This is a genomic window from Pedobacter arcticus A12 (assembly GCF_000302595.1).
Lineage (GTDB): Bacteria > Bacteroidota > Bacteroidia > Sphingobacteriales > Sphingobacteriaceae > Pseudopedobacter > Pseudopedobacter arcticus.
In genome coordinates this window covers 268,520-294,520 of the sequence record NZ_JH947125.1, presented here as the reverse complement: position 1 = coordinate 294,520, position 26,001 = coordinate 268,520, and the positions used below count along the sequence as shown (strand labels likewise).

Annotated in this window: 22 protein-coding genes; 10 read left to right on the top strand and 12 right to left on the bottom strand. The window is 37.1% G+C overall.

Annotated features, from left to right (window positions below; genetic code table 11):
* Window positions 1-152: 152 nt before the first annotated feature.
* From B176_RS0102575 to B176_RS0102535, 9 genes are all read right to left on the bottom strand, one after another.
* Window positions 153-1,379, bottom strand: a complete 1,227-nt coding sequence (locus B176_RS0102575) for an FtsX-like permease family protein (protein ID WP_026063118.1) — start codon at window positions 1,377-1,379, stop codon at window positions 153-155.
* 3 nt (window positions 1,380-1,382) lie between these two features.
* Window positions 1,383-2,024, bottom strand: coding sequence for an MBL fold metallo-hydrolase (locus B176_RS0102570; RefSeq protein WP_026063117.1), 642 nt, complete (start codon window positions 2,022-2,024; stop codon window positions 1,383-1,385).
* On the bottom strand, window positions 2,021-3,337 hold the full coding sequence (locus tag B176_RS0102565) for a DUF3887 domain-containing protein (RefSeq protein WP_017257209.1): 1,317 nt from the start codon (window positions 3,335-3,337) through the stop codon (window positions 2,021-2,023). The genes B176_RS0102570 and B176_RS0102565 overlap by 4 nt, the downstream gene beginning before the upstream one ends.
* Before the next feature lie 8 nt (window positions 3,338-3,345).
* Complete coding sequence (gene gldD, locus B176_RS0102560; RefSeq protein ID WP_017257208.1) at window positions 3,346-3,930, bottom strand: gliding motility lipoprotein GldD; 585 nt, start codon at window positions 3,928-3,930, stop codon at window positions 3,346-3,348.
* Between the two features lie 115 nt (window positions 3,931-4,045).
* Entirely contained in the window at window positions 4,046-4,834 is a 789-nt protein-coding gene (locus tag B176_RS0102555) for a shikimate dehydrogenase family protein (RefSeq protein WP_017257207.1), read from the bottom strand.
* Between the two features lie 32 nt (window positions 4,835-4,866).
* On the bottom strand, window positions 4,867-5,640 hold the full coding sequence (locus B176_RS0102550; RefSeq protein ID WP_017257206.1) for a phosphosulfolactate synthase: 774 nt from the start codon (window positions 5,638-5,640) through the stop codon (window positions 4,867-4,869).
* Window positions 5,641-5,715: 75 nt separating this feature from the next.
* On the bottom strand, window positions 5,716-7,119 hold the full coding sequence (locus B176_RS0102545; protein WP_017257205.1) for a tetratricopeptide repeat protein: 1,404 nt from the start codon (window positions 7,117-7,119) through the stop codon (window positions 5,716-5,718).
* 182 nt (window positions 7,120-7,301) lie between these two features.
* Window positions 7,302-7,484 (bottom strand): HepT-like ribonuclease domain-containing protein, encoded by a 183-nt coding sequence (locus B176_RS20085; RefSeq protein WP_051129990.1) that lies wholly within the window; start codon window positions 7,482-7,484, stop codon window positions 7,302-7,304.
* Window positions 7,485-7,625: 141 nt separating this feature from the next.
* Window positions 7,626-7,937 (bottom strand): nucleotidyltransferase family protein, encoded by a 312-nt coding sequence (locus tag B176_RS0102535; protein ID WP_017257203.1) that lies wholly within the window; start codon window positions 7,935-7,937, stop codon window positions 7,626-7,628.
* Window positions 7,938-8,084: 147 nt separating this feature from the next.
* Here B176_RS0102535 and amaB point away from each other — a divergent pair, with 147 nt between their 5' ends.
* The 7 genes from amaB (at window position 8,085) to B176_RS0102495 (ending at window position 14,439) form a co-directional block, all read left to right on the top strand.
* Window positions 8,085-9,623 (top strand): L-piperidine-6-carboxylate dehydrogenase, encoded by a 1,539-nt coding sequence (amaB, locus tag B176_RS0102530; RefSeq protein ID WP_017257202.1) that lies wholly within the window; start codon window positions 8,085-8,087, stop codon window positions 9,621-9,623.
* Window positions 9,624-9,755: 132 nt separating this feature from the next.
* Window positions 9,756-11,444, top strand: a complete 1,689-nt coding sequence (locus tag B176_RS0102520) for a S41 family peptidase (RefSeq protein WP_017257200.1) — start codon at window positions 9,756-9,758, stop codon at window positions 11,442-11,444.
* 209 nt (window positions 11,445-11,653) lie between these two features.
* The gene (locus B176_RS0102515) at window positions 11,654-11,971 is read left to right on the top strand and encodes a rhodanese-like domain-containing protein (RefSeq protein ID WP_017257199.1); all 318 of its coding nucleotides are present in this window, start codon (window positions 11,654-11,656) and stop codon (window positions 11,969-11,971) included.
* A 2-nt stretch (window positions 11,972-11,973) separates the two neighbouring features.
* The gene (locus B176_RS0102510) at window positions 11,974-12,216 is read left to right on the top strand and encodes a DUF6358 family protein (RefSeq protein ID WP_017257198.1); all 243 of its coding nucleotides are present in this window, start codon (window positions 11,974-11,976) and stop codon (window positions 12,214-12,216) included.
* A 3-nt stretch (window positions 12,217-12,219) separates the two neighbouring features.
* Window positions 12,220-13,125, top strand: coding sequence for a prohibitin family protein (locus B176_RS0102505; protein WP_017257197.1), 906 nt, complete (start codon window positions 12,220-12,222; stop codon window positions 13,123-13,125).
* Between the two features lie 11 nt (window positions 13,126-13,136).
* The gene (locus B176_RS0102500; RefSeq protein WP_017257196.1) at window positions 13,137-13,685 is read left to right on the top strand and encodes an NUDIX domain-containing protein; all 549 of its coding nucleotides are present in this window, start codon (window positions 13,137-13,139) and stop codon (window positions 13,683-13,685) included.
* A gap of 16 nt (window positions 13,686-13,701) precedes the next feature.
* Complete coding sequence (locus tag B176_RS0102495) at window positions 13,702-14,439, top strand: lysophospholipid acyltransferase family protein (protein WP_017257195.1); 738 nt, start codon at window positions 13,702-13,704, stop codon at window positions 14,437-14,439.
* A gap of 300 nt (window positions 14,440-14,739) precedes the next feature.
* Here the strand turns inward: B176_RS0102495 and B176_RS0102490 are convergent, their stop codons facing one another.
* From B176_RS0102490 to B176_RS0102475, 3 genes are all read right to left on the bottom strand, one after another.
* Window positions 14,740-17,196 carry a mechanosensitive ion channel family protein gene (locus B176_RS0102490; protein WP_017257194.1) on the bottom strand — a complete coding sequence of 819 codons (2,457 nt, stop codon included), beginning with the start codon at window positions 17,194-17,196 and terminating at the stop codon, window positions 14,740-14,742.
* 153 nt (window positions 17,197-17,349) lie between these two features.
* Window positions 17,350-19,401 (bottom strand): S9 family peptidase, encoded by a 2,052-nt coding sequence (locus B176_RS0102485; RefSeq protein ID WP_017257193.1) that lies wholly within the window; start codon window positions 19,399-19,401, stop codon window positions 17,350-17,352.
* A gap of 445 nt (window positions 19,402-19,846) precedes the next feature.
* On the bottom strand, window positions 19,847-20,191 hold the full coding sequence (locus tag B176_RS0102475; protein WP_017257191.1) for a phage holin family protein: 345 nt from the start codon (window positions 20,189-20,191) through the stop codon (window positions 19,847-19,849).
* 453 nt (window positions 20,192-20,644) lie between these two features.
* On the opposite strand from B176_RS0102475, the gene B176_RS0102465 reads away from it, so the two are divergent.
* From B176_RS0102465 to B176_RS0102455, 3 genes are all read left to right on the top strand, one after another.
* Window positions 20,645-21,922 (top strand): replication-associated recombination protein A, encoded by a 1,278-nt coding sequence (locus B176_RS0102465; RefSeq protein ID WP_017257189.1) that lies wholly within the window; start codon window positions 20,645-20,647, stop codon window positions 21,920-21,922.
* 196 nt (window positions 21,923-22,118) lie between these two features.
* Complete coding sequence (locus tag B176_RS0102460; RefSeq protein ID WP_017257188.1) at window positions 22,119-23,621, top strand: proton-conducting transporter transmembrane domain-containing protein; 1,503 nt, start codon at window positions 22,119-22,121, stop codon at window positions 23,619-23,621.
* Between the two features lie 3 nt (window positions 23,622-23,624).
* Window positions 23,625-25,988 carry a DUF2309 domain-containing protein gene (locus tag B176_RS0102455; RefSeq protein WP_017257187.1) on the top strand — a complete coding sequence of 788 codons (2,364 nt, stop codon included), beginning with the start codon at window positions 23,625-23,627 and terminating at the stop codon, window positions 25,986-25,988.
* The last annotated feature ends 13 nt before the right edge of the window (window positions 25,989-26,001 follow it).

Below are 26,001 nucleotides of genomic sequence, written 5' to 3'. Positions count from 1 at the left end.
GGATGATGAATGATTAATTGTTTCTGATTAGAAAACCTAGAAAGGCTTTGCATTACTACAATTTCAAAGGAACGTCTTCCAACCTATAGAAAGTTCAGCCCCGTATATTCCTAGCCACAGTAATCGAGAACGCTTAAATATTAAGAATCAGCTTACAAAGCTTGCTTCAGCTGTTCGAAACGTTTTACACTCAGTCTGGAACTGATAAACGAAGCAATAAAAGAAATTACCAAAACGGTAACAAAAACCAACACAAAATCTCCAGCTTTTAAAGCCATTGGATAAGCATTTACCACCAAGTTACCCTGCGACATGGTAATAAAACCCCATTTCATTTGGGCATAACCAAACAGCCCTCCTAAAACCAACCCTAAAACACAGCCCACAAAAGAAATCATCAATCCTTCTAACAGAAAAATCTGTCTGATCATACTTTTATCAGCGCCCAAGCTGTTCAACACGGCAATATCTTTTTGCTTATCAATTACCAACATCGTTAAAGACCCAACAATATTGAAAGTCGCGATTACCAGTACAAAAGTTAAAATGAGGTAAACAGCCCATTTCTCCGAGTTCAAAATCTTATATAAAAGCGCATTTTGTTGGATACGGTCTTTAACTATAAACCGCTCGCCAAGCGCTTTTTGTAGCGTATTCATTATCGTGTTAGAACGACTGCCATCTTTCAAAATAACTTCGGCAGCTGAAATATTCTTTGGTTCTGCAAGTAACTCCCTTGCTGTAGCTATCGGGATAATGATGGCGTTATCTGATTCTTGATTAGACTCAAATACACCAACCGGAGTAAGGTAACGGCTTACAAACTCATCTGTTGGGCTAAATGCATTTGAGGTGTTTTTGTTTGGCGAGTAAACCTCTAAAACGGTTAGGGGATTATTGATGTTTATACCCAAAGTATATTGAACGGTAGAACCAACAACCGCCAAAGGCTGTTCTTGATTACCAAGCGCAAGTTCGCCCTGTACAATACTGGATTTTAGCTTTTTGTTGAACAAAAAAGAATTACTTACTCCTTTTATTTGCCCTATAAACTGTTGATTGCTGTACCTAAAAAGTGCTTTCTCTTCTAATACTTCTGTATAAAGTGCAATATCCTTATCCTTCTGAAAATCTAAAAGCACCGTATTGTTGGGGTCAAAAGTTTTCCCGCTGGTGGGTTCAATTCGTAAATCTGGCGTTACCGTATTTGATAGCGATATCACCAAATCCTCCAAACCATTAAATGCAGATAAAATAACAACCAAAGCAGCGCTCCCAACAAAAACCCCCAACATGGAAATACCTGAAATGATATTTATAGCATGGGTAGATTTTTTTGAAAAGAGATATCTCTTGGCAATATAATATGCTGTATTCAAGCTTTAACGGTTAAAAAATGGATTGTTTGATTTTTCGAAACCTATGGTAGTATGTGGTCCGTGTCCGGGATAAACTTCTACATCATCTGGCAAGGTAAATAAGCGTTCTTCAATGCTTTTTAATAGCAGGGCGTGATTTCCTCCGGGCAAATCTGTACGCCCAATGCTTCCTCTAAAAAGCGCATCTCCGCCCACTACAAATTTATCTACTTTGCTGTAAAAACATAAATGTGCCGGCGAATGGCCTGGTACAAAAAGCAGTTCCAACACCTCTCCTCCTAAAGTTATTTCGCCTACTTCGGGCAAAAAAATTTCCGGTTCTGGCGAAAGCTCATAATTAAAACCTTGCTGTGGTGCATAAGATGGCACTGATTGCAAAAGCATTAATTCACCTTTATTAAATTGTGGTTTTAAACCGTACTGATCAAAAATAAATTTATTGCCTAAAACATGATCAATATGGCAATGCGTATTTAACAAGGTCGTAGGCTTCAAACTATTTTCCTTAATGAAGTTTACGACCGAATTTTGCTCTACCGAAGTGTACATTCCGGGATCAACAATAGCACAATCGCCATTTGCGGCATAAAGTATATAGGTGTTTTCCTGGTAAGGATTGTTTACAAAAGCTTTTAATTTCATTATTTCTGGTTTATCCAACTCGCTAAATCATCAATCAGCGTTTGATCAACATTAGCTGGCGTTGCATATTGTCTGCTGTCTCCTTTTTCACTTACAAATACAAATAGGTGATTGAGCATTGGGTACATTTTTAGATCTACATTACGCTTACCTTTCAATCCTTTTTCCCAAATATCAAAATCCTGCTTACTCACCTGAAAATCATTGCCACCTTGAATAATCAGCATGCGCTGGTTTAACTTTTTTGCCATGGCAACTTGGTCCATCGCATTTAAATCTGCCCAATAAGAAACAGGTAAACCTAAATAAGAGGAATCTTGTTTCGCTGTTTTCTCGTTAAATGCTTTTGTCTCATTCAGTTCTTTGATACTCTGCGCAAGTATTGTTTTACTCGCTGCTTTCACACTATCAGGCTGCAAAGTATTAAAATAGTTGTTCTGTTCAATGGCAATATCCTGCAACTTTCGGGCTGGCGCCGCTGCCAAAACAACTCCTTTGATTATAGGTTCTAAAGTTGCAATTCGGGGAGCTAACATTCCGCCCAAACTGTGCCCAAAAACGTAAATTTTATTCGGATCAATCTGCGGAACTGTTTTGGCATAATTAATTACCGATAAAGCATCATCCAATACTTCCTCTTTTACCGTAAAAGCTCCTTTAAATTCGTTTTGATAAATTAATGTACGTTTTACGTACCTAATTGATGCAATTCCTTTGCTTGCCAAACCTAATGCAATATCTTGAAATGGCTTGTTTGGGCCAATCGTTTCGTCCATATCTGACGGTCCGCTTCCGTGTACCAAAATTACCATTGGGCAGTTTAAACTGTCTTTTGGTAAGGTTAGCATAGCTGGTAACTCAAACTTCCCAGATTTTATGGTAATCAGTTTCTGTGTGTAAGAAGCAGTATCGGCATAGCTAGGTAATCTGTAAGCATTTTCCATACTTTTTGGCAGCATAAAAATGCCCACTATCTTATTGGCTTTATTAAACGCCAATTGAAAAGGTTGGTTATCATTAGCAAACTTTAGGTTAACAATAACCAACTGAAAATCGTCTTTAATTTTATTCTGTACGCCATCAATTGCTTTAAATTCACCTATTCTAGCTTGTGTTTGTTGCCAAAGAGCCTTTAGGTTATCGGGTTTTAGTTTTTCTTGAACGGTAGCATCAAAAAAAGAATATGCTTTTTCGTAATGGCCAGAATCCAAAGCTGCAAAAAACGTTTCCGCGAGGTTTATATTTTCAAAAATTGATTGTGCTTTAGCGCCAATTGTTGACACTGCAAATAAAAGGATTAATAATAATTTTTTCATTTCTTAGGTTATGGTTTTTTCCATCTAAAAGTTTTGATCATACGGTCAATATCTTTTTTAATGAAATTTACTACTGGTTGTATAGAATCTGGTTGTGGCTTCTCGTTAAAATATAAAGCGGCCCGCATATAATTACGGTTACTGTCTGTTAAAAAAAATTGTGTTGAAGATGCTGTGTTGCCATCAATAGCGTAAAAAACGCCGTAAACGTTGTGGTCTTTTTCTTCAATTAAGCCCTCATCAATTCCGGTTGCCTTAACCGTATGTTTAAATGCTAATTTACGGGAGTCCTCTACCAATTCATTAAATTTTTTTTTTGAACTGATTGGATAATAACTGATGTGTAAACGGGCGTTGAATTGTGGAAAAGCAAGATTGTACCAATTGGGTTGGTTGCCATCTAAACTATCTAAATACATGTTGGCGTATTTAGGATATTCGAAACTGTAATATGGGTTGCTATCGAAAGTCTGATATTCTTTGTTGGGGAACTCCAGTCTAAAGTAGCCTCGAGGTTTTGGAGCATAGTCTGCAGTTTGACTACAGCCTTGCAATAGTAGGAAGCTAAAATAGACTAAGAAAAAATATTTCATTGGCTCAAGTTATTAATTTTTAACCATTTTTTAGCTTAAAAAAGTCTAAACCAAATTGTATCTCATAGTCCGCGAAGTTTTTCAGTTCCGCTAAAAATTGCTCACTATCAACCGTTTAGGACTGCCAAATCTCCCACGATTTCTCTGCCTGCAATTCTAACATTTGGTAACCATTTTTAATGCTAGCTCCCTGCTCTCTACCTTTCCGTAAAAAAATAGTTTCTTCGGGATTATACACCAAATCATACAAAAGATGTTTATCTGTTAAAAATTGGTAAGGAATATCTGGAAAATTATCTGCGTTTGGATAAGTACCAACCGGGCTGGTGTTAATAATAATCTGGTATTCGCTTAATACGCTTTCGTTCAAATCTGCATAGCTAAACATATCCTTATCAGGATTACGGCTCACAAACTTAAAAGCTATTTTACGTTGCTTTAGCACATATTTAATTGCCCTAGCTGCGCCGCCATTACCCAAAATCAGTGCTTTTTTATGGTGGCTTTTCAGAAAAGGTTCAATAGATTTTTCGAAACCGTAAGCATCGGTATTATAACCAACCAGTTTATATTTCTTTGGGTTTAGCGTACAGAGTTCTCCAGAAAACAACGACTTAACCGTATCCCCGTGTAAAATTTTAATACAGTTAACAGCTCCTATTTCCTTTGCTGCCGAATCTACCTCGTCCAAAAATTGAAGAACTTCGATCTTATGCGGAATGGTAACATTAATCCCATACAAATCGCGGTCGCTCGCCAAAAGTTTAGGAAAATCCTGAATATTTTCTAACGGAAAAAGCGAATACTGATAGTTTTTGAGATTGCCTTTTTCAAATTTTTCTGTGAAGTACTTCTCTGAGAAAGAATGCCCAAGGGGGAATCCTATTAATCCATATTTTTTCATTACACAAACCCAAAAGGAGTTATAAAACTCCCTTATTTTTCTTTAATCTGATTCAAAAAATGGTTAAAAGTATCGCCGCGCAAACCTAACCGAATAGTTTCTAATGGAATAACTTCTGCAGGCGCAATATTTCCTAAATTAACATTAGAGCCTATTAATTCTATAAACCATACTTGTTGTGGCTTTTGAGGTGCTTCCCAAATAATGGTTTCTGATGGTATCTGCGTTAAAATTTCGTCAACCAAACCCTGGCGAACCTCTCCAGAATCTCTATAGATACCTACGTTACCGCTTTCTCTTGCTTCAGCAATCACCTTCCAAGATCCTGCTTCAATTTCGGCTCTCATCAAATTAATCCACTTATAAGGCGCAAAAATCTTCTTTTCGTCCTTAGAGCCAACTTCTGATATTACGGTAACCTGCGAGCTTAATTTACGAATGTATTCACATTTTTCATCGTGAGGAATCTCGATAGACCCATCAGATACTTCTGCAAATTTCATATCAAATTCATCTAAAACTTTGCGGTAGTCATCAAACTGATTTCTGATTACAAAAGCTTCAAATAAAGTTCCACCAAAATAAACAGGGATACCTGCATCTCGGTATATTTTTAATTTTTCTTTAAGATTAGGAGTTACAAAGGAAGTTGCCCACCCAAGTTTTACAATATCGGTATGTTCTCCAGCAACTTCGATAAAATCTTCAACCTGTCTAAGGCTCAGACCTTTATCCATCACCATTGTTAATCCATTTTGACGAGGCTTAACGGTACGTTCTGGAAGATTATTTAATGTATAATTCATATTCGGATGCAAAAATCCAAAAAAAATATCAAATAACAGCAAATAGTAGGTTTTAAAACCACATTTTTACAGAAGCTATTTGGTAAATCCATTGATAATATCAATAATTACTTTGTTTGTCTGTAACTGAGGAAGGTATTCGAACAACAAATAATGCTTTTCCAAATCTGCATTCAAAGCCGTCTGTAGCTGATTTAAAGCTTCATTATACTGCCCGTCGGCAAATAAATAAGCTACAAAACGATAGTATAAATCCGCAGAATCTGGGTTGTTTTTAATTCCCTCAGCAATAATTTCCACACATTTTTTAATGTTGTCTTGTTCAAAAACAATAGACGAATAATCTAACCAAGCTTCAACATCTAAAGGGTTTACTTCTACCACTTTTTCATAAGCCAGCTCAGATTCCTCTAAATTCCCTAATTTATAATGTGCATCTGCAATCGCAAACCAGTAATCCGGGTTTTGATCATCGATATTTAAAGCCTTTTTATAAAAATGTAACGATTCAAAGTAACGCTCCTCAAAATCTAGCGTTACGCCAATGCCATACCAAGCATCAGACATTTTCGTGTCCATTTTAACCGCTTTTTTGTAGAAAGAACGAGCTTCGTCCATCTTCTCCAATTTCTCATAACACTCGCCCATTGCGCAATAAGTATCTGCGTTTGGTGGTTCGTACTCAAAGGTTTCATGGTAAACATCAATAGCGTCTTGGTAACGGTCTAACTGAACCAAAGCATTTCCCTTGTTAAAGTATGCAGAAGCGAAATTCTCTTTGATCAAAATTGCATAATCGTAGGCGTCGATTGATTTCTCAAACAGACCTAGCTTATGATATGCGTTGCCGAGGTTATACCAAGCTGCAAAAGAATAAGGTTCACTATCAATATATTGCTGATAAAACTGGATGCTCTCATCTTGCTTATCCAAAACATCGTAACAGAACGCAAGCTCGTAGAGGGCATCCTGGTTTTCCATGTTGTTTTCCAAACAAAGTTTAAGATAGCTTACAGCTTCTTCATAATTACCCATATTTTGATAAACAAAAGATAGCTGCATCAGCACTTCATCTTTAGTTTCTGCCATCTCTAACGCTATCTTCAAATTCTCTATCGCATCATCATGGCGCTCTAAACTTTCGTAGATATTACCTTTGATCATGTAGATATCTGCTTCAGAAGGCTCTAGCATTTCTGCTTTTTCTAAAGACTCAAAAGCTTTATCAAGCTCGTTTGTAAAAACATATAATTGTGCTTTTTTGATGTGGAAAACGGCCGCAAAAGGATGTTGGGAAACCGCATATTCAATCACCTGTAAAGCTTTAATAGGATCGCCTTTGTCAGTATAATAGTCGGTAATATTTTCAAAAGCCAATGCATCAAAAAAGTATTGGTCATGATTGCGAATCATCTCCTCGTAACGCTCAACCGATAATTTTGGATCTTCGCCAAATTCAAACTCGAAATCTTCTTCCATTGGACACAAATTTTAATTCAACGTTTGCGAACTTCTTTCTGCTAATAATCTTGAAATTATTATTAATATAACAATTTATGATGAGATATTTACTAACAATTAGACAGCCAACTTATAAAAGGTTGAGTTCTAGAAATTAATATTCAAACAAAAATATTTTTTGAAAATATAGCTTTTGAAACTTATGGGTTGTCAAGGATAACGCTCACTTCGATTCTTAAAATGGGCAAGTGCCTAATAATTATACTCCAGATTTGCACAATTTCGATTTCATCGTAACCATGCGTAAGCTTATTTCTTGCATCTACAATTCTTCTTGCGTTAGTAATATCAATTGATGAATTAATCTTCAGCAAAGCGCTCATAGCCTCACCTATGGTGATATTCGTTCAACTGCATCTTGCAAGAGGGGATTACTTACATAAGCTTCATAAGTTTTTTTATCACCTATATAATCTTCTATCCGATCAACACAGTCTAATATATCCTTAAGCAACTTAAGTTCCCTAATATCCATAAATAGGCAACTTACTATTATTAACTTCCTGGATGAAATAAGGGTTTTTTAGCGACCGCTCGGTAAGAATATCAACTTCTCTGTTCAACAAGTCTCTTAGTCCATCGTATAAATCCCAGAGGTGTATACCCGCTTCTACAGGCTCTACACCTTCCTCCAAATTAACTATAAAATCTACGTCGCTTTCTTTTCCAAAATCTGCAGTTAAAACTGAGCCAAAGACACATGCATTTTTCACCTTATGTGCCTTTAATAGCTCAATAACTTTCGGTAAGTGCACCTTAAAACTTGGATGTAGCATTGATGGAAATTAAATTTAACTGCAATTAATTAGTTTTAAATTATTTTCGAAAAAAGCCATTATTAAAAGACATTCTATTTGTAAATATACCAATTAAACACTACAATGTATATATTCGGCACTGTGGTGGGATTATTTTGATTAATTATGGAAAACTCAATAAACGTTACGCTTAAGAAGCTAGGGCTCTTAGCTCAAAATAAAGCAACAAGCACTGGAGAAAACTGGTTTGGTGCTGAAAAAAATCTACAGGCTATAATTTCTCCGGTCAACGGCAATCTAATTGCTGAAGTAGATATGGCTACAGCCGATGATTATGATGCCGTAGTACAAAAATCAAAAGAGGCTTTTTCAACATGGAAAAACGTACCCGCACCACAACGCGGTGAAATAGTACGCCAGTTAGGTCAAGAATTAAGAAACCATAAAGAAGATTTAGGGAAACTGGTTTCTTATGAAATGGGGAAAAGTTTGCAAGAAGGCTGGGGCGAAGTGCAGGAAATGATCGATATCTGTGATTTTGCAGTTGGTTTATCTCGTCAGTTGTATGGCTTAACGATGCATTCTGAGCGCCCTCAGCATCGCATGTACGAGCAATGGCATCCCTTGGGTGTTGTAGGAATTATTTCGGCTTTTAACTTCCCGGTTGCGGTTTGGAGCTGGAATGCCGCATTAGCCTGGGTTTGTGGAAATGTTAGTATTTGGAAACCCTCAGAAAAAACACCTTTAACCGCTATTGCCTGCCAAAAAATCATGGCAAAGGTTTTAAAAGCGAATAATTTACCCGAAGGAATTTCATGTTTGGTTTTGGGCGATAAAAATATTGGTGAGTTAATGGCGAAAGACCCTAATATTGCTTTACTTTCTGCAACTGGTTCTACCAAAATGGGTAAATCTGTGGCTACCAATGTTGGTGCAAGATTAGGAAAACATATTTTAGAATTAGGTGGCAACAACGCCATCATTATTACAGAAAATGCTGATTTAGACATGACTTTAATTGGTGCTGTGTTTGGAGCGGTGGGCACTGCTGGTCAACGTTGCACTTCTACCCGCCGGTTAATTATCCATGAAAGCATTTACAACGTTTTCAAAGCGAAACTGGTTAAAGCTTATGCTCAGTTAAAAATTGGAAACCCCTTAGATACAGTAAACCATGTTGGACCTTTGATAGATAAAACTGCGGTAAAGAATTATTTAGATGCTATTGACCAATGTAAATTACAAGGTGGAAACTTTATTGTGGAAGGTGGCGTTTTAGAAGGTGAAGATTTTAAATCGGGATGTTACGTAAAACCTTGCATTGCTGAAGCAAAAAACGAAATGGAGATTGTACAGCATGAAACTTTTGCCCCTATTCTTTATTTGATGAAGTATAAAACGCTGGACGAAGCTATTGAGATGCAGAATGCTGTTCCGCAAGGTTTATCATCCGCAATTATGACAACCAATATGCGTGAGGCAGAACATTTTTTATCTGTTAATGGTTCTGATTGTGGGATAGCTAATGTTAACATTGGCACATCTGGAGCAGAAATTGGCGGTGCTTTTGGGGGCGAAAAAGAAACTGGAGGTGGCAGAGAGTCGGGTTCTGATGCTTGGAAAGCTTACATGAGAAGACAAACAAATACCATTAATTATTCTACAGCATTACCTTTGGCGCAGGGTATAAAATTTGACTTATAATACTCGTTTTTTAACCATAGTTATTTTCACAGCTTTCTGCGGAGTTAGTTTTTCGATGATGTTAAAGCAAATATCAAGTAGTCTGTTAAAACTTAATTTGTACATTTAAACTAATTCTTCGGTTAATATTTTATGAAAAAATATATTTCAATTTCTTTAGGCTTACTGCTCATCGCCAGCATCAGCTTCTCTTTTAAGGAAGATCTTTTCCAGATTTCTAAAAACTTAGACATTTTTGCTTCCGTATATAAAGAACTAAACATCAGCTATGTAGATGAGGTAAACACCTCTAAATTAATGCGTACGGGAATTGACGCCATGTTGGAAAACTTAGATCCTTATACCGAGTTTGTGCCAGAATCTGAGATTGAAGATTATAAAATGAAATACGTGAGTACACAATATGGCGGTATTGGTGCTGGTGTAATTCATCGGGATGGTCGGGTTTTTATTTCCGCTCCGTTTGAAGGTTATCCGGCGCAAAAAGCAGACATCAGAGCTGGAGACGAAGTAATTAGCATCGACAATGAGAAAATTGCCGGTAAAACCAACGATCAAATTAGTCAGCTATTAAAAGGTCCGAAAGAAACTCCTATTAAAATAATTATTTCGAGAGACGGCAAAAACATCGAAAAACAGATTAATAGAGCAGAAATTAATCAGCCGAATGTAAGTTACCATACCATGCTTGATAACGGTATTGGCTATATTAAGCTGGATAAATTTTTAGAAAATGCTGGTCAGGAAGTTAAGGATGCTTTAGTGGAGATTCAGAAAAACAACCCGAAAGGCTTAATTTTAGATTTACGTTATAACGGTGGTGGTATTTTGCAGGAAGCGGTTAAAATTGTGAATCTTTTTGTAAACCGTGATGTGGAAATTGTGGTGCAAAAAGGCAAGAACCCAGAAAAAACCATCAGTTATAAAACCTACAATAACCCAATTGCTGCAGATTTACCTATTGTGGTTTTAGTTAACAACCGTTCGGCTTCGGCATCAGAAATTGTAGCGGGTTCTTTACAGGATTTAGACCGAGCGGTAGTTGTTGGTCAACGTAGTTTTGGAAAAGGTTTGGTGCAACAAACGTTTAATTTGCCTTATAATAGCTTGGTTAAAATTACGGTTGCCAAATATTATACGCCTTCCGGCAGATGTATCCAATCTTTAGATTACACGCACCGCCACGATGATGGATCGGTAGATAAACTGCCAGATTCTTTATTATCTGTTTTTAAAACAAAAGGAGGAAGATCTGTTTATAACGGAAGTGGGATTTACCCCGATTTCAACATTAAACCTGCTGAATTTCATCAAATTACCCAAGTTTTGGTGAGTAAATATTTAATTTTCGACTATGCAACAGCATTTTTCAATAAGCACCCAAACATTGCTTCGGCAGAAAAATTTGTATTGAGCGATGCTGAATATCAAAACTTTGTGACCTTTTTGGAGGGTAAAGATTACAATTATCAAACAGCCACAGAAAAATCTTTATCAGAACTAAAAGATGATGCAGAAGATGAAAAAAAATGGGGTGCAATAAAAGGCGATTTCGAGAATTTAAAACAAAAAATAGCAACGAGCAAAGAAGCTGATTTGGTTACTTATAAAGCAGAAATCAAACAAGTTTTAGAAAGTGAAATTGCACAACGCTACTACTTTGAGAAAGGTAGAACTATCAATAGTTTTCAATATGATACAGAACTGAAAAAGGCCGTTGAATTACTTGAAAACGGCAGTTTAATGGCGAAAGTACTAAATGGAGAAGGCGTGTACAAAACCATCGGAGGACCTAAAGTAGTGAGTGCGCAAACGAAGTAGATTGTTATTGGTGACCGTTCAGTCCGTTAATTATTAGCGTAAAAACGTTCAATAATCATACATGAAGATTATCCTCAAAACAACATGCAACCAAGTCTTGTATCAGAGATAACGAGAGCCCGGACCATTTCTGACAGTCAGTTGAACTACTACCCCCAACATCCCACAATAATTTTCCTAAATTTGAAAACATATTAACAGTAGAAAACATGAAAGAATTAAGTGTAACAGAACTAAAACAGTGGAAAGAAGAAGGCAAAGAATTTCAGTTGATTGATGTTCGTGAGCCTTTTGAGTACGAAATGTCTAACATTGAAGGAGAAAATATTCCTTTAGCGGGTGTAGTGATTGAAGCTGATAAAATTAGAAAAGATATTCCGGTAGTTATGCAGTGCAGAAGCGGTGCAAGAAGCGCAAATGCTTGTGCGCAATTAGAGCAAAACCTAGGTTACACCAATGTGTACAACTTAAAGGGTGGCATTATGGCTTGGGCTGCTGAATTTGACAATGATATGCAAGTTTATTAATAATGGTGAAACACATCATTTTTAGCGTTATTCTTAACGTTATGATCATTGCATCCGTAGCTATTGGTTACTATGGGTACAAAGCCGGCAATTATTATTTTATCCCACTTGTATGCGCAGCTGCATTTGGCCTAAGTGTGTATTACAAAATCAAACACATTAAATTTGTGCGAGAAGAAATGAGACAGAAAGCTGAAGATAACCTTAAGGCTAGTTCTAAAAAGAAAACAAAGCTTAATAAATAAAATATGATTTTAATTGTAGTAGGAATTTTTGCTTTTCTGGCAGCTTTTGTTTTGTCAAGGCAACCCAATAGTCAGTCAGTACAAACATCAAAAGTACTCTATGTAATAGCTCCAATCGTTATTTTATTAGGTGTATTTACGTCTTGTTTTAAAACAATTGAAGCTGGAGACGTTGGTGTAAAAACTCTTTTTGGAAAAGTGGATGATAACGTTTTGTATAGTGGGTTAAACTTTGTAAACCCCTTGGCAGAAGTTATCCCTTTTGATGTTAAAACGCAAAATTACACCATGGCTTCTGCCCAAACGGAAGGTGCGGTGCAAGGAGACGATGCCATAAGAGTTTTAACGGCAGATGGATTAGAGGTGGTAATGGATTTATCGGTACTTTTTAGTGTAAATAGCGCAGATGCGCCTAGGATATTAAAAGAAATTGGAACCGACTATTTAGACAAAATAGTTCGCCCAGTTTCAAGTACAATCATCAGAGATAATGCAGTTTCTTACGATGCTGTAGCGCTCTATTCGTCTAAACGGGAAGAATTTCAGACTGCAATTTCTAAAGGCATCAAAAAGAGCTTTGAAAAAAGAGGTTTAACATTACAACAATTATTAGTTAGAAACATCACTTTGCCAGCGTCTGTAAAAGCGAGTATCGAATCTAAAATTAATGCAGAACAGGATGCTCAAAAAATGACTTTTGTGCTTCAAAAAGAAAGGCAAGAAGCCGAGCGTAAACGAGTAGAAGCGCAGGGTATTTCTGATTATCAAAGGATCATATCTTCTGGTTTATCCGATAAACAATTGCAGTACGAAAGTATTAAGGCACAATTAGAGCTTGCAAAATCGCCAAATACCAAAGTGATGATTATGGGAAGCGGAAAAAACCCAGTAATTATCGGAGGTAATTAACCCCAACTTTAATGAGCGATATTAACCCTTGGCAAACGCTAAGCAGCGAAAAGATTTACGATAATCCTTGGATTGGCGTAACAGAGCATCAGGTAATCAATCCTTCTGGCGGAAAAGGGATTTATGGAGAAATCCATTTTAAAAACTTTGCGATTGGCATTATTGCAATTGATACCGACGATCAAATTTTTATGGTCGGTCAATATCGCTTTCCGCTGAAACAGTACAGCTGGGAACTGCCAGAAGGTGGTGGTCCGCTAGCTGAAAGCCCTTTAGATTCTGCCAAACGAGAACTTTTGGAGGAAACAGGTTTGGTTGCGAAAGAATGGGATGAAGTATTGCGAATGCACCTGTCAAACTCGGTGAGCGATGAATTAGGGATTTTATATTTAGCCAAGGAGTTTGAACAATTTGCAGCCCAACCAGAAGAAACCGAACAATTAGAAGTAAAAAAACTCCCCTTTGAAGAGGTTTATCAAATGGTAATAACTGGCAAAATCACGGATTCTTTAACGGTTGCCGGCATTTTGAGGGTTAAATTATTACGCGAAGGATTTTAAAATTTATATTTGCTGAATGAGGAGATTTTTCGGTTTTATTTTAAGCCCCTTACACCATTTTGCCTTCTTTTTGATCTTGGTTGTTTTTCAACCCATACAATGGTTGAGCTATAAACTAGGTGGTTATAAAGCGCATAAGTCGGTGGTAGATATCATGAACTTTTTCTTAACGAGCGCTTATTACGTTTTAGGTGGCAGCATAAGGTTTATCAACCATCAAAACCTACCAACAGATAGACCGATCATTTTCACGGCAAATCATCAAAGTATGTATGATATTCCGCCGATGATTTGGTTTTTACGGAAATACCACGCTAAATTTATTTCCAAGATAGAGCTCACCAAAAACATCCCTTCTATTTCCTTCAATTTAAAATATGGAGGTGGTGCAAACATCGACCGCAAGGATCGCAAACAGTCTTTAGGTGAAATCATGAAGCTTGGAGAGCGAATGAAAAACAACAATTGGTCGACCGTGATTTTTCCGGAAGGTACCCGTTCAAAAGATGGGAAAATGAAAGATTTCCAGCTAGGTGGAATTGCTACCATTTTGAAAAAAGCTCCGAATGCGCTAATTGTTCCCGTTGCGATAGAAAATTCTTATAAAGTTGTAAAAAACGGAACACTTTGGCTACATGCTTTTGTACCCATTAAATTCACCGTATTAACTCCGATTGAGCCAGCTGGGAAAGATGTAGAACTGGTAGTTAAAGAAGCGGAAATGGCGGTAAGAACTATTGTGGAAAAAAACTAAACTTTGGTCACAATTGCTTTTCAAAACAAATTCAACAATTTGATTATAAGCAAACTATCTTTATAAAGATGATTTCTTGAATTTAGCAGTATTTAGCGTTAGGGATTGCAGTGAAAATCCTTTTTGCGCTTCTGAACGGAGTCCGATAGCTATCGGACGAAGAACAGCGCAAAAAGATTGTAAAGAAAAGCCCGCCCGAACGCCCAAATGAATACATTAAAAAGCTAGAAAACACGCTAAAAAACTTTCCAGAACAATAATCTAAAGCTTAAATCAACCCCATTCAACGCTCCATCAAATTTATTCCAACGGTTCGTCTGGCGCTGTTTTATTATCTGCCACAGCATTTTCTTTAATATACAGATTCACATCGCGTTTTGGGAAAGGAATTTCAATGCCGATTTTATAAAACTCTTCAAAAACACTGCTCATTAAAACACTTCTGATCAGCGACCAATTATCAATGTCTCTTATCCAGCAGAGCACTTTAAAATTAACAGAACTATCGCCAAACTTATCCAACAAAATGAGTGGAGCCGGCGTTTCCATTACCTCTTTATTTGCTATTAGAATGCGTTTAAATATATCTTTAACCTTTTCAATATCTGTCCCATAACCCACGCCAACCTCTAACGAAATACGTTTATGCGTATTACTCAAAGTCCAGTTAATCAAATTCTGCGATAGTAAATCGCCGTTTGGCACAATAACTTCGGAGCCTTCAAATGTTAAAATTTTACTGGCTCTAATCCCCATAGAGGTCACCGTTCCTGTTTTATCGCCAACCTCAATCAAATCACCAACTTGTATGGGTTTTTCAAAAACCATAACAATACCCGACACCACGTTGTTTACCAAGCTTTGCAAACCAAAACCTATACCTACGCCCAAGGCACCTAAAATAATTGTTAACTTATCTATTGGAACGCCCGAGGCTGCAATGGCAATTACAAAACCTACAACCCATATTGCTAATCGCACCAATAAAATAGTGGAGCTATACTTTCCTTTTCGGGAGGTAGCTGGCGCATGCTGATCGGCAAATTCTAAAAAGTAACTAACTATTTGCGCAATAACAGTGGCCAAGTAAATGATAATGATAAAAAGCGAGAAACCACCGAAAGTGAATTTTGTACTCCCAATTTCACGCTGTTGCATAAAAAACTCTTTTGAACGCTCAAATATTTCATCAAAAATATTTAGGTTTTGAGCAAAGAAAATCAGTAATAAAACTACCGCTAGCACTTTTAAAAGTTTACCGATTTTGTTTTTAAGGTTTTTAAAATCCAGGTAGGATGAAATTCTATTGACCTCAATTTTTCCCAGTTCCATCTGCAAATAAATTCCTTCTGTAATAATTTGCACAAAAAGTATTAGGCAAACAGCTTCTACTAAAGTAAAAGTTGCCGCTATTGTGGTGGTTTTAGACAGGCTGTAACGCCCGAAAAGGTTGGCAATAATTCCTACAGCCAAAAACGCAAAATAGATATAAATTAGATAATTGCGTGTAGATTTACTTTCATCAAAAAAAGCAGGTTTCCTGTTTTTATGTATCCACCGAGAAAACAGCAACAACAAACTACTTATTAAAAAGAAGAGCAAACGCTCAGCTGGAAAAACCTCAAAAAACAAGTTACTGATGCAGAAAATTAATGCAAAACCAATAAATGCCAGCCAGATATAAAAATAAGATGCATAAGCCTGCTTAATTAAAACGGCAACGCACAACATTAAAGCAATTAAATAGAGTTGACTTAAAATAATTGGCGGATGATAGTAAAAAAATGAACCTAAGGTAAGCGTGACCGTTAATGCGCCAAGTACCGGGTATTTGGAGGTTAGCAATGCATGATCGAGCACACTTACTGCATCCTCTCTTTTCGCTAAAATAGCATTCCTGCTTTTAGAGAGCCAGACATACAGTAGCAAAAAAAGCGCAAGGTTAATGATGTGAACTTTGTAACTGTACTTTAGATAATACCACAGAATTTTTAGATTAAAGCCGATTGTTTTGCTTAAGCCGACTTTAAGCTCCGTAAAAAAATTATTGAAATTTATATCCCACAAATAGGGATATTCTTTTTCGAATGTTTTGGAACTTAGCTTTTTTAAACCTTCGTTAATCTGCTCATTAAAATCAATCAACTCTAACTGCGATGCCGAAACACGGCTTTGCAACAGTCCTATTTTTAAGATTGCGAGGTTGCTTGCCGAATCCAAACGATGCCACTTTGGACCCAATGCGTTTAATCTTGAAAAAAAACGATCTCGCAAAGCCGAATCTGCCGGCAAAAATTTAAAAACCGTATCTGTAGTTAAACCGCAGATGGTTTCCTGCATTTTTGTGAGCTTATTATTGTAGGATGTAAGTTGCTGATCCCAATTATTTAGCTGCTTTTGCGAGGTTGCAAAATAATCCTGAAAGGTAGACAAAGACCTTAATGTCAACAACCTATCACTCAAGGAATAAACTTTAGAGTCCTTTAAGCGGGCTTCAATGCTTGGTAGTAGCTCTGCAACTTCTACGGTATCAAAACCTTTATTTAATTGGTTGCTAAAATCATTGAATTTTTCTGCGTAAAAATCTACCCGTTTTAAAAGTCCGTTAAAACTGGTATCTGTTAATTCTGTAGCTTTCTTATTTGGTGATGCAATCAGCTTTAAAACCGAATCTTGCAGATTTTGCGCAATAGATTGAAATGGTAAAATGCAAAAAACAAGGCATAGGGCCTTTAAAAAAACAGAATATTTACGCATCACAATTTACTCTTAGGAAACGTAATTTACAGAAAAATAGGTAAATCAGGTTTTTATTTATTGGTATTCAGAAATAGATTGTGTGCTTTAACACGTTATCACTAACGTTTCGTAATTATTTATTAAGTATAATGTTAAAAGCAAATCGCCCCATTATCTGCCACCTGGCGGGCAGTTTTCCTGTAAAAACTTGGTATAGGTTAGCGCTAAGTGGCGGCTGGTACCGGCTCCTTCTCTGATACTATGGGTACGATTTGGATAGCTCATCATCTGAAAAACTTTTCCGTGTTTGATCAGCTCGTTAATCATCTGTTCGGCATTGTTATAATGCACATTGTCATCGCCAGTTCCATGTATTAATAAAAGATTTCCCTGCAAACTTTTAGCGTGGGCCAAAGGTGAATTATCTACAAAATAGTGTCGGTCTTCGGGTAATAAACCCATATAACGCTCTTGGTAAACATTGTCGTAATTCAATTGGTTATCTACTGCTGCAATAGAAATTCCTGTTTTATAAATCTCCGGATATTGCATCATCAAATTTAGTGTCGACGAACCTCCCCCACTCCAACCCCAAACTGCAATTCTTTCAGCATCTACAAAATCCCATTTTAAAATTTCTTTAGCCGCCAAGGCTTGGTCACGGATGTTGATATCTCCAATTCTATGATAAATTGATTTGCGCCATTCCCTGCCTTTTGGGGTTGGAGCACCACGACCTTCAACAGATATATATATATAACCATCATCTGCCATATTACCTGCATAAAGTCTATTAAAACTTATTCCGAAACGATCAGCCACGGTTTGACTTGCTGGTTCGCCGTAAACATAAAAAACCACGGGATACTTTTTTGTTGCATCAAAGTTTTTTGGCTTCACCATCCAACCGTCCATCTCAATTCCGTCCTGCGTTTTCACCTTAAAAAACTCCACGTTTGGAACGTTAGCATTTTTAGTCTGTTGCCCAAGTTTATCTCCACTTATCCATTTATGCGTTGGTAATGCCACAACATTCTGAGAGGTTGGCATTGTAGCGTTGGAATAATTATGAAATGCCAGTTTTCCATTTGGTGAGATATCATAATCATGTGTTCCACTTTCGTTTGATGGTGTAACGCGGATGGCTTTACCTCCTGCAATACTCACTTTATACAGGTAACTTTGAGTAGCATTATCTGGCGACGCCATAAAATAAATTAAGCCGTTTTTTTCGTCGATCAAATTCAGAGAAATTACATCAAAATTATCTGGTGTAAGTAAAGTCTGCTTCCCGTTTAAATCAATGGTGTAAATATGTCGCCAACCACTCTTTTCGCTTAACCAAACAAACTTGTTCCCTTTTTCTATCCAATTCCAACCGGTTGCTTCTGCCTTAACATCTACCCAGGCTTTTTCTATTTCGGTATAAATGGTTTTCGAAGCATTATCAGCTACGTTCAGCATTATAATTTTACTGATGTTTTGTCTGCGATTTAACTGTTGGATAATTAGAGCTTTAGAACTGTTCGCCCATTCCATACGTGGAATATAATGTTGAACCGCATCACCCGGTACGTTCATCCACTGTGTTTTTGCGGTTGCAATAGCTACTACGCCTACTTTGCAGGCACTTGGGTCTTCGCCCACAACCGGATATTCTACAGGTACGGTAAAGGGGTACAGAGAATCTGTGTTATTAATCATCAAATAGTTTTTGATTTTGCGGGCATCAATCTGCCAATAGGCAATAGATTTACTATCTGGCGACCATCTAAAACCATCTCTACAATCAAACTCTTCTTCATAAACCCAATCAAAAGTTCCATTGATCAAACGTAAAGTTCCATCTGTAGTCAGCGCCTTTGTTCCGCCAGAATTCAAATCTTCCACGTAAATATTGTGTCCGCTTACGTAAGCAACTTTTGTAGCATCCGGAGAAAATTTAGCAAACATTAACGACGACTCGGGTTTATCTTTACCAATCTGCTTTAAGCTATGATCTTTAAGATTATAAACCCAAAAATCTCCACGAGTATCATAACGCCAAACCTTTTTTGTATTGGAATTTAACAGCACTTTTTGGTTTCCGTTTGCAAAAGCGAACCTTACTACGTTTAGGTTTTTCCCGTCGGCACCAATTAGATCTTCTTTAGCAACTATAACGGAGGTTTTTGAAGGATCTATCGCATTGCGTTCTACAATGTTTCCGCTTTCTACCGCCATAATCTTATTGCCATCTAAAGACCAATAGGTTTCTTGTCCCCATTGGGCGAAAGCCGAGGAGGAGCATAAAAAAAAGAAAAAAAGAAAGAGCCTCACCCTAAATCCCTCTCCGAAGGAGAGGGACTTGCTTATGTTGTGGTTTGTTTGGGAATTATTGAGTTTGCTGAATTTCATGTGTATTATTTAATGTTTTGCTGCTTTATGAGTACTGTTAAAATGCTAAGTGTATTGGCAATGATTCTTATTTGTTCATTACGAAACAAAAATCTCATCTTATATCCTTCCAGCTCTGTGATCTCCGCGTTCTCCGTGGTTAAAAAAACCTGCACTCTTTGTGTATTTCTTTGTGAGCGTTGTGGTTAAAAACGCCATACCCAAAAATAGCAACTTCCTTTCGCAAAAAACAAAACCTCTAATTACAAAACATAAAATTTTTCGAGGAAAATTAACCTTTAACTTCCTTATTGGTATTGAAAAGCATTTTAATAATAGCCAACACGATAGCAAAAATCATTGCGGAGAAAAAACCCGAAGTATGGAAACTATCCATCCAGCGATCAACCAGCAAAACCATCAACACACTAATGATAAAAGACATTAGGCCCAAGGTTAAAAAATTAATTGGAAAGGTAAGTATCCTTAAAATAAAGCCAATAGTTGCATTGGCTAAGGCTAATAAAATACCCACCAATATTGCACTACCAAAACCGTCGACATGTACGCCCGGAATTAAAAAGGCAGCCAAAAGAACGGCTACACCCATAATCAAAATTTCAATAATCAGTTTCATTTTCTAATTTTATAAAATGTGGAGACTCAATATACTAATTTTGTTGTTTTTATCGATGTCTTGCAATAATTCGGGCAGCAATTTGTTAGCCAATGAAATCAAAATTCGCTCAGTGCCGATTCTTCTTCTATTTTTATCCAAAACATTGATCCATCTATCCTTAAAATTTTAGCTTTAGATAGCTTAAATCAAACCCAATGGCAAAACAGTATTTCGGTTTACAGAAAAACAGCAGATGAAGATTTGCAAGACCTAGAAAAACCCTTGCCGGGAAAATATCGCATTACAGGAAATCATGTAGCGTTTAAACCAACAGCACCTTTTAAAAAAGGGGAACACTATTTGGTACTACTTTATTTACAAAAACCAGATGGCAATTTGTTGAATCAATTAAAATCTTCAAATTCGCCAATAAGTCAAAAACCGATTCAAAAAATTATCAAATTTTAATTTATGGCATTAACAGATCCGTTAGCAGAGCGTATGCGCCCCAACTCATTGGCACAATACACGGGGCAACAACATTTAGTTGGCGAAGGTGCTGTTTTACGAAAAGCCATTGAAAACAACCACATTCCATCGATGATTTTCTGGGGCCCGCCGGGAGTAGGAAAAACCACTTTAGCTTTTATTATTTCACAAAGCTTAGATAGGCCGTTCTTTTCTTTAAGTGCCATTAATTCGGGCGTTAAAGATGTGCGAGAGATGATTGAAAAAGCAGCCCAATATAAAAAAGGTGGGATTGTGCCCGTACTATTTATTGATGAGATCCACCGTTTTTCAAAATCGCAACAAGATTCTTTGTTAGGAGCGGTGGAACGAGGCTTGGTTATTTTAATTGGTGCTACTACAGAAAACCCATCTTTTGAAGTTATCTCGGCTTTGCTTTCGCGATGCCAAGTTTATGTATTGCAGAATTTGAACGAGGAGGAATTGATTAGTCTTTTAAACAATGCGATTACAAACGACGAAGTTTTAAAGAACAAAAAAATAGAACTGAAAGAAACCGAAGCATTAGTTAGGTTATCTGGCGGCGACGGACGTAAGCTTTTAAATATTTTTGAGCTCTTAGTAAATGCAGCCAATGACAAAAAAGTAGTAATTACCAATGATTTTGTTTTGCTGAATGTACAACAGAACATGGCGCTTTACGATAAAACGGGCGAACAACATTATGATATTATTTCGGCGTTTATCAAATCCATCCGAGGAAGCGACCCTAATGCGGCGGTTTATTGGTTGGCCCGGATGATTGAAGGTGGCGAAGACCCTAAGTTTATTGCCAGGAGGTTGCTAATTTTAGCTTCTGAAGATATCGGGAATGCGAACCCAAACGCCCTTTTGTTAGCCAACAACTGTTTTCAAGCGGTAAATGTAATTGGTTGGCCCGAGTCTCGGATTATTCTTTCGCAGGCCGTTACTTATATGGCTTCGTCTGCAAAAAGCAATGCATCTTATGAAGCGATTGGCAAAGCACAAGCCTTGGTGAAGCAAACCGGAGATTTACCAGTGCCTTTACATCTGCGTAATGCCCCAACCAAAATGATGAAGAATATGGATTACGGCAAAGACTATAAATACGCCCATTCCTTTGAAAACAACTTTGCCGAGCAGGAATTCCTTCCCGAAAAATTAAGCGGCACCAAGCTTTACGACCCTCAACCAAACCCAGCCGAACAAAAAACCAGAGCGCATTTAAAAGAGCTTTGGAAAAATAAGTATGGCTATTAGTGTTAAAAAATCTCTCTTTAACTTTCTTCCTAACACTGGCGGTGACTACTCCCATTAACCTTTAAAAACAAAGGGTAATTTTTTAGGATTAACGAAAGCTAAACCATAAAATATATTTATACATAGCATAACAAACATAAATAAAAATTTATGTGTTTGTTTTTTCAGATTTGCGGAGTCAAAAAAATCCAACGATATGAAAATAAATACAGACACTCGCATTATTTCTTCTGGATCACCCTTAAACGGCTCTCCCACAAGTTTACTTGATGAAAAGCTACAGGCAGTTTCCAGTTTTGCAAATGCCATAAACATCTTTTTATGGTTATTTTTTTTAGGAAGCGCAATTTTATTAGTTAGCAGTTTTAGCAACAGCCAAACATGGAACTGGGGAAATATAATCCGCATCAATGGTTTTACATTATTAATCTGGACAACCGTAACATTCTTCAGTGCTATCTTAAGCACTTACAGCATTTATTATCTAGCGGGTTTTAAATATCAGAAAAAGTTTATCTGCTTAAGCCTAGGTTTTACCCTTTCGGTGATGTTATTTATTGCAAGTAACCATGTTGCATTGCTGCTATTATCATGGTTTGCGATGGGTGTTTTTATGGCTAATTTGATAGGTGTAAATAGCCATTGGGGCGAAGCAAGGGAAGCGAAAAAATTTGCCCAAAAATACTTTTTGCTCGGCACTTTATTTTTAACTGCTGGCGTCACCGTACTCGCCATACAAACCAATCAATTTACGTTAGAAGGCATTATTGCAAACCTTCAAAATCTTTCGCAGGTTACCTTAATCACCGCCGCTTTATTAATTATTGTTGCAGCAATTATCCAGTCGGCAATTTACCCTTTTCACAGATGGCTACTTTCTGCGATGACGGCACCAACTCCAGCTTCTGCATTAATGCATGCTGGCTTTGTAAACGGCGCCGGTATTTTACTGACACTATTCTCTACTTTAATATTTGTTTCAAACACCTTTGCCATTCTGTTAATAATCGGCGGATTAACCGCAATTATTGCACAATTTTCCAAACTAATACAGCCCAACGTAAAACAAAAACTCGGTTGCTCTACCATTGCACAAATGGGTTTTATGATTATGCAATGCGGCTTAGGATTTTTTAACGCTGCTGTTGTTCACCTTATCTTACACGGCTTTTATAAAGCTTATTTATTTCTTTCATCCGGCGAAAGCGTAAAACAAACCATCCCAGAAAACAAAGAGAAAATCATCATTAAACCGCTACAGGCAATAGTTGTACTCATCTACGGATTAGTTGGAGCCTTGCTTTTTGCAACCCTTACGGGTAAAGGCACCGAGATGAACAGCGGGATATTTTTAACGCTTATTGTAGCCATTACGGTTGGTCAAATTACTTACAACATCGTTAAACAACAAAACCTAAGTATTTTTCAAAAAGCTTTTGTACCGCCCTTACTGTTTTTTGTAGGAATAGGTTTATACGCTTTAATATACCAAGGTGTAACGGTTTTAATGAGCTCTATGCCAATGGTTGATATTCCGCTAGCATTAAGTCTCACACAAATTATATTCGGGATTATTTTCTTAATCGGTTTCTTCATCATGAAACTGGGTGTTTTTCGAAATTTCTCTTGGCTTTATGTTAAGCTAATGAACGACTCGCAACCTCACCACAAAACTGTATTAATGTTTAAAAGCAAATAAAATATGAACACGCAAAATTTGAACAAACTTATTGAAAAAGCAGCTAACGTGGTTGGTAAAACGTTCCCTTTATATGCTTTTGTAACTTCAAATCCTTTATCAGGATACGAAAACGAATCTTTTTTAAATGCTACCCAGAGTGCAACTAAATATTTTGGAGGCTCGTTATTTCCAGAAGCTTCTGCTTACCAACAAGCTTGGGATACCGGCGAAATAGACGAGGCAGTATTAACCGAAATACTGATGACCTACGGGTTCATGGAGTCGCCTGCTTTTTACCTAAAAGAATTGGAAACTTATAAGCCAAGTGCAGAAGAAAACCCCAACCATCATTTAGATGCGATGATGGTAAAATGGCTGACAGCATTTTTAGATGAGGGAACTACCGAATGGGAAATGCCAAACAGAACAGAAGGCTTTTATCAGGCTTGGCGGAAATTAGCTAAATACGATAAGCAAATCCACATTAAATCAATAGATGAAATCCCTGCATCAGCCAGTGAAGCATTAACAAAAGCGATTAGCGGTTTCGCTACCGAAGATTATCTGCAAATATTTGAATACCACATTGCCGCTTTAGCAGGCTGGACTGGATATATTAAATACAGAGTTGACAACCAAACCGAATGGCAACAAAAATATCCGATTTCGTTGTTGGAATACTTGGCCGTAAGACTTTGGATTGCGCAACAAACCAATGCTCAGATAATTGCTCCGGTTAAAAACAACCAAGAATTATTAGAAACCATTAAGCTACAATATGTTTGGCTAAAAGCTTGGGAGAAAAGTCTGCAAGATAAATTGGTGCTCAAATTAGATAAAAAACAAATTACGGTTGAAGAGGTAATACAAGCCGATGGAGTGCCAGATGCACAATTGGTTTTTTGTATCGATACCAGATCAGAATTAATTAGAAGGCATATTGAAGCGCAGGGTAACTATGAAACATTTGGTTTCGCTGGATTTTTTGGAATAGCAGCAGATTACAAAGATTTAAGTACGGGAATGCTTCGGAAATCTTGCCCGCCAATTGTTCCGTCTTCTTACATTATTTCCGAAGATTGCGATGAAGGAAAAGCTGCAGAAATATCAAGTTTTAAGAAAATAGTTGCTGACCAAAAGTTTAAAGATTATTTCTTCAGAAGATTAAAAAACATGCTTCCCTCTGCTTTTGGCTACGTGGAAGGTGCGGGATTAATTTATGGTGCCTCTTTAGTTGCGAGGTCTCTTTTTCCAGGTAAGCTGTATAAGTCGGAACAAAAAAACACACCCAATCATGAAAGCTTTTGCCATACCAAAATTGCGCATGCTCATCATGAACCAAGTTCTATAGCTGGAATACCTTTGGCAGAAAAAGTAACTATTGTAAAATCTGCTTTTGCAGTAATGGGCTGGCAAAAATTTGCGCCACTGGTAGTTTTTGCTGGTCATGGCAGCCACTCCAAAAACAATCCATTTGGTTCTAGTTTGGATTGTGGCGCTTGTGCTGCAAGTCCAGGTAGAAACAATGCAAGGATGCTGGCAAGCTTAGCCAACCTACCAGAAGTTAGAGAAGTTTTGGCAAAAGATTTTGACTTGGTAATTCCCGAAAACACCGTTTTTATTGGCGCTGAGCATAACACAACTACAGAAGACATTGTTTTATTTGATAGCCACGTACCTACATCTCACCATAAGTTACTCAAGAACTTAAAAGCTGATTTGGCTAAAGTACAATCCAACACCATTAAAGAAAGAAGAGGTTTAACTAAGCAAGAAATAGATTTTGTACATAAAAAAGCTAATAACTGGGCAGAAACAAGACCAGAATGGGGTTTAGCTAAAAACGCCGGTTTTATTATTGGTCCGCGGAGTTTATCTAAAAATGTAGATTTAGAAAGTCGATGTTTTCTACAGTCGTACGACTGGAAAACAGATGACAGTGGAAATCTTTTAGAAGCCATTATGCAAGGACCAATGACGGTTACGCAATGGATTAATAACCACTATTACTTTTCAACAGTTGATACTGATAGATTTGGCGGAGGCTCAAAAACCACACACAATGTAACTGGCCATTTTGGCGTAGTGCAAGGAAACGGAGGCGATTTAAAAATCGGAATTCCTTTGCAATCTGTTAAAGCTGCTGATAACAAGATGCACCATCAACCACTCAGGTTATCGGTAATAATTGAAGCGCCTTTAGAAAGAATAAGTGCCATTTTAGATAAGAATCCGAAACTTCAAAGCTTAATTGCTAACGAGTGGATTTATTTAATGGTAATAGATCCATTAAAAGATGCAAAACCAAAAATGTATGTTTCTGCAAAAGACAGTTGCTCTGCAACAGCAAATACAGATAACTTAGTACAAGAAAAAGTTAAATAACAATAATTTTAAA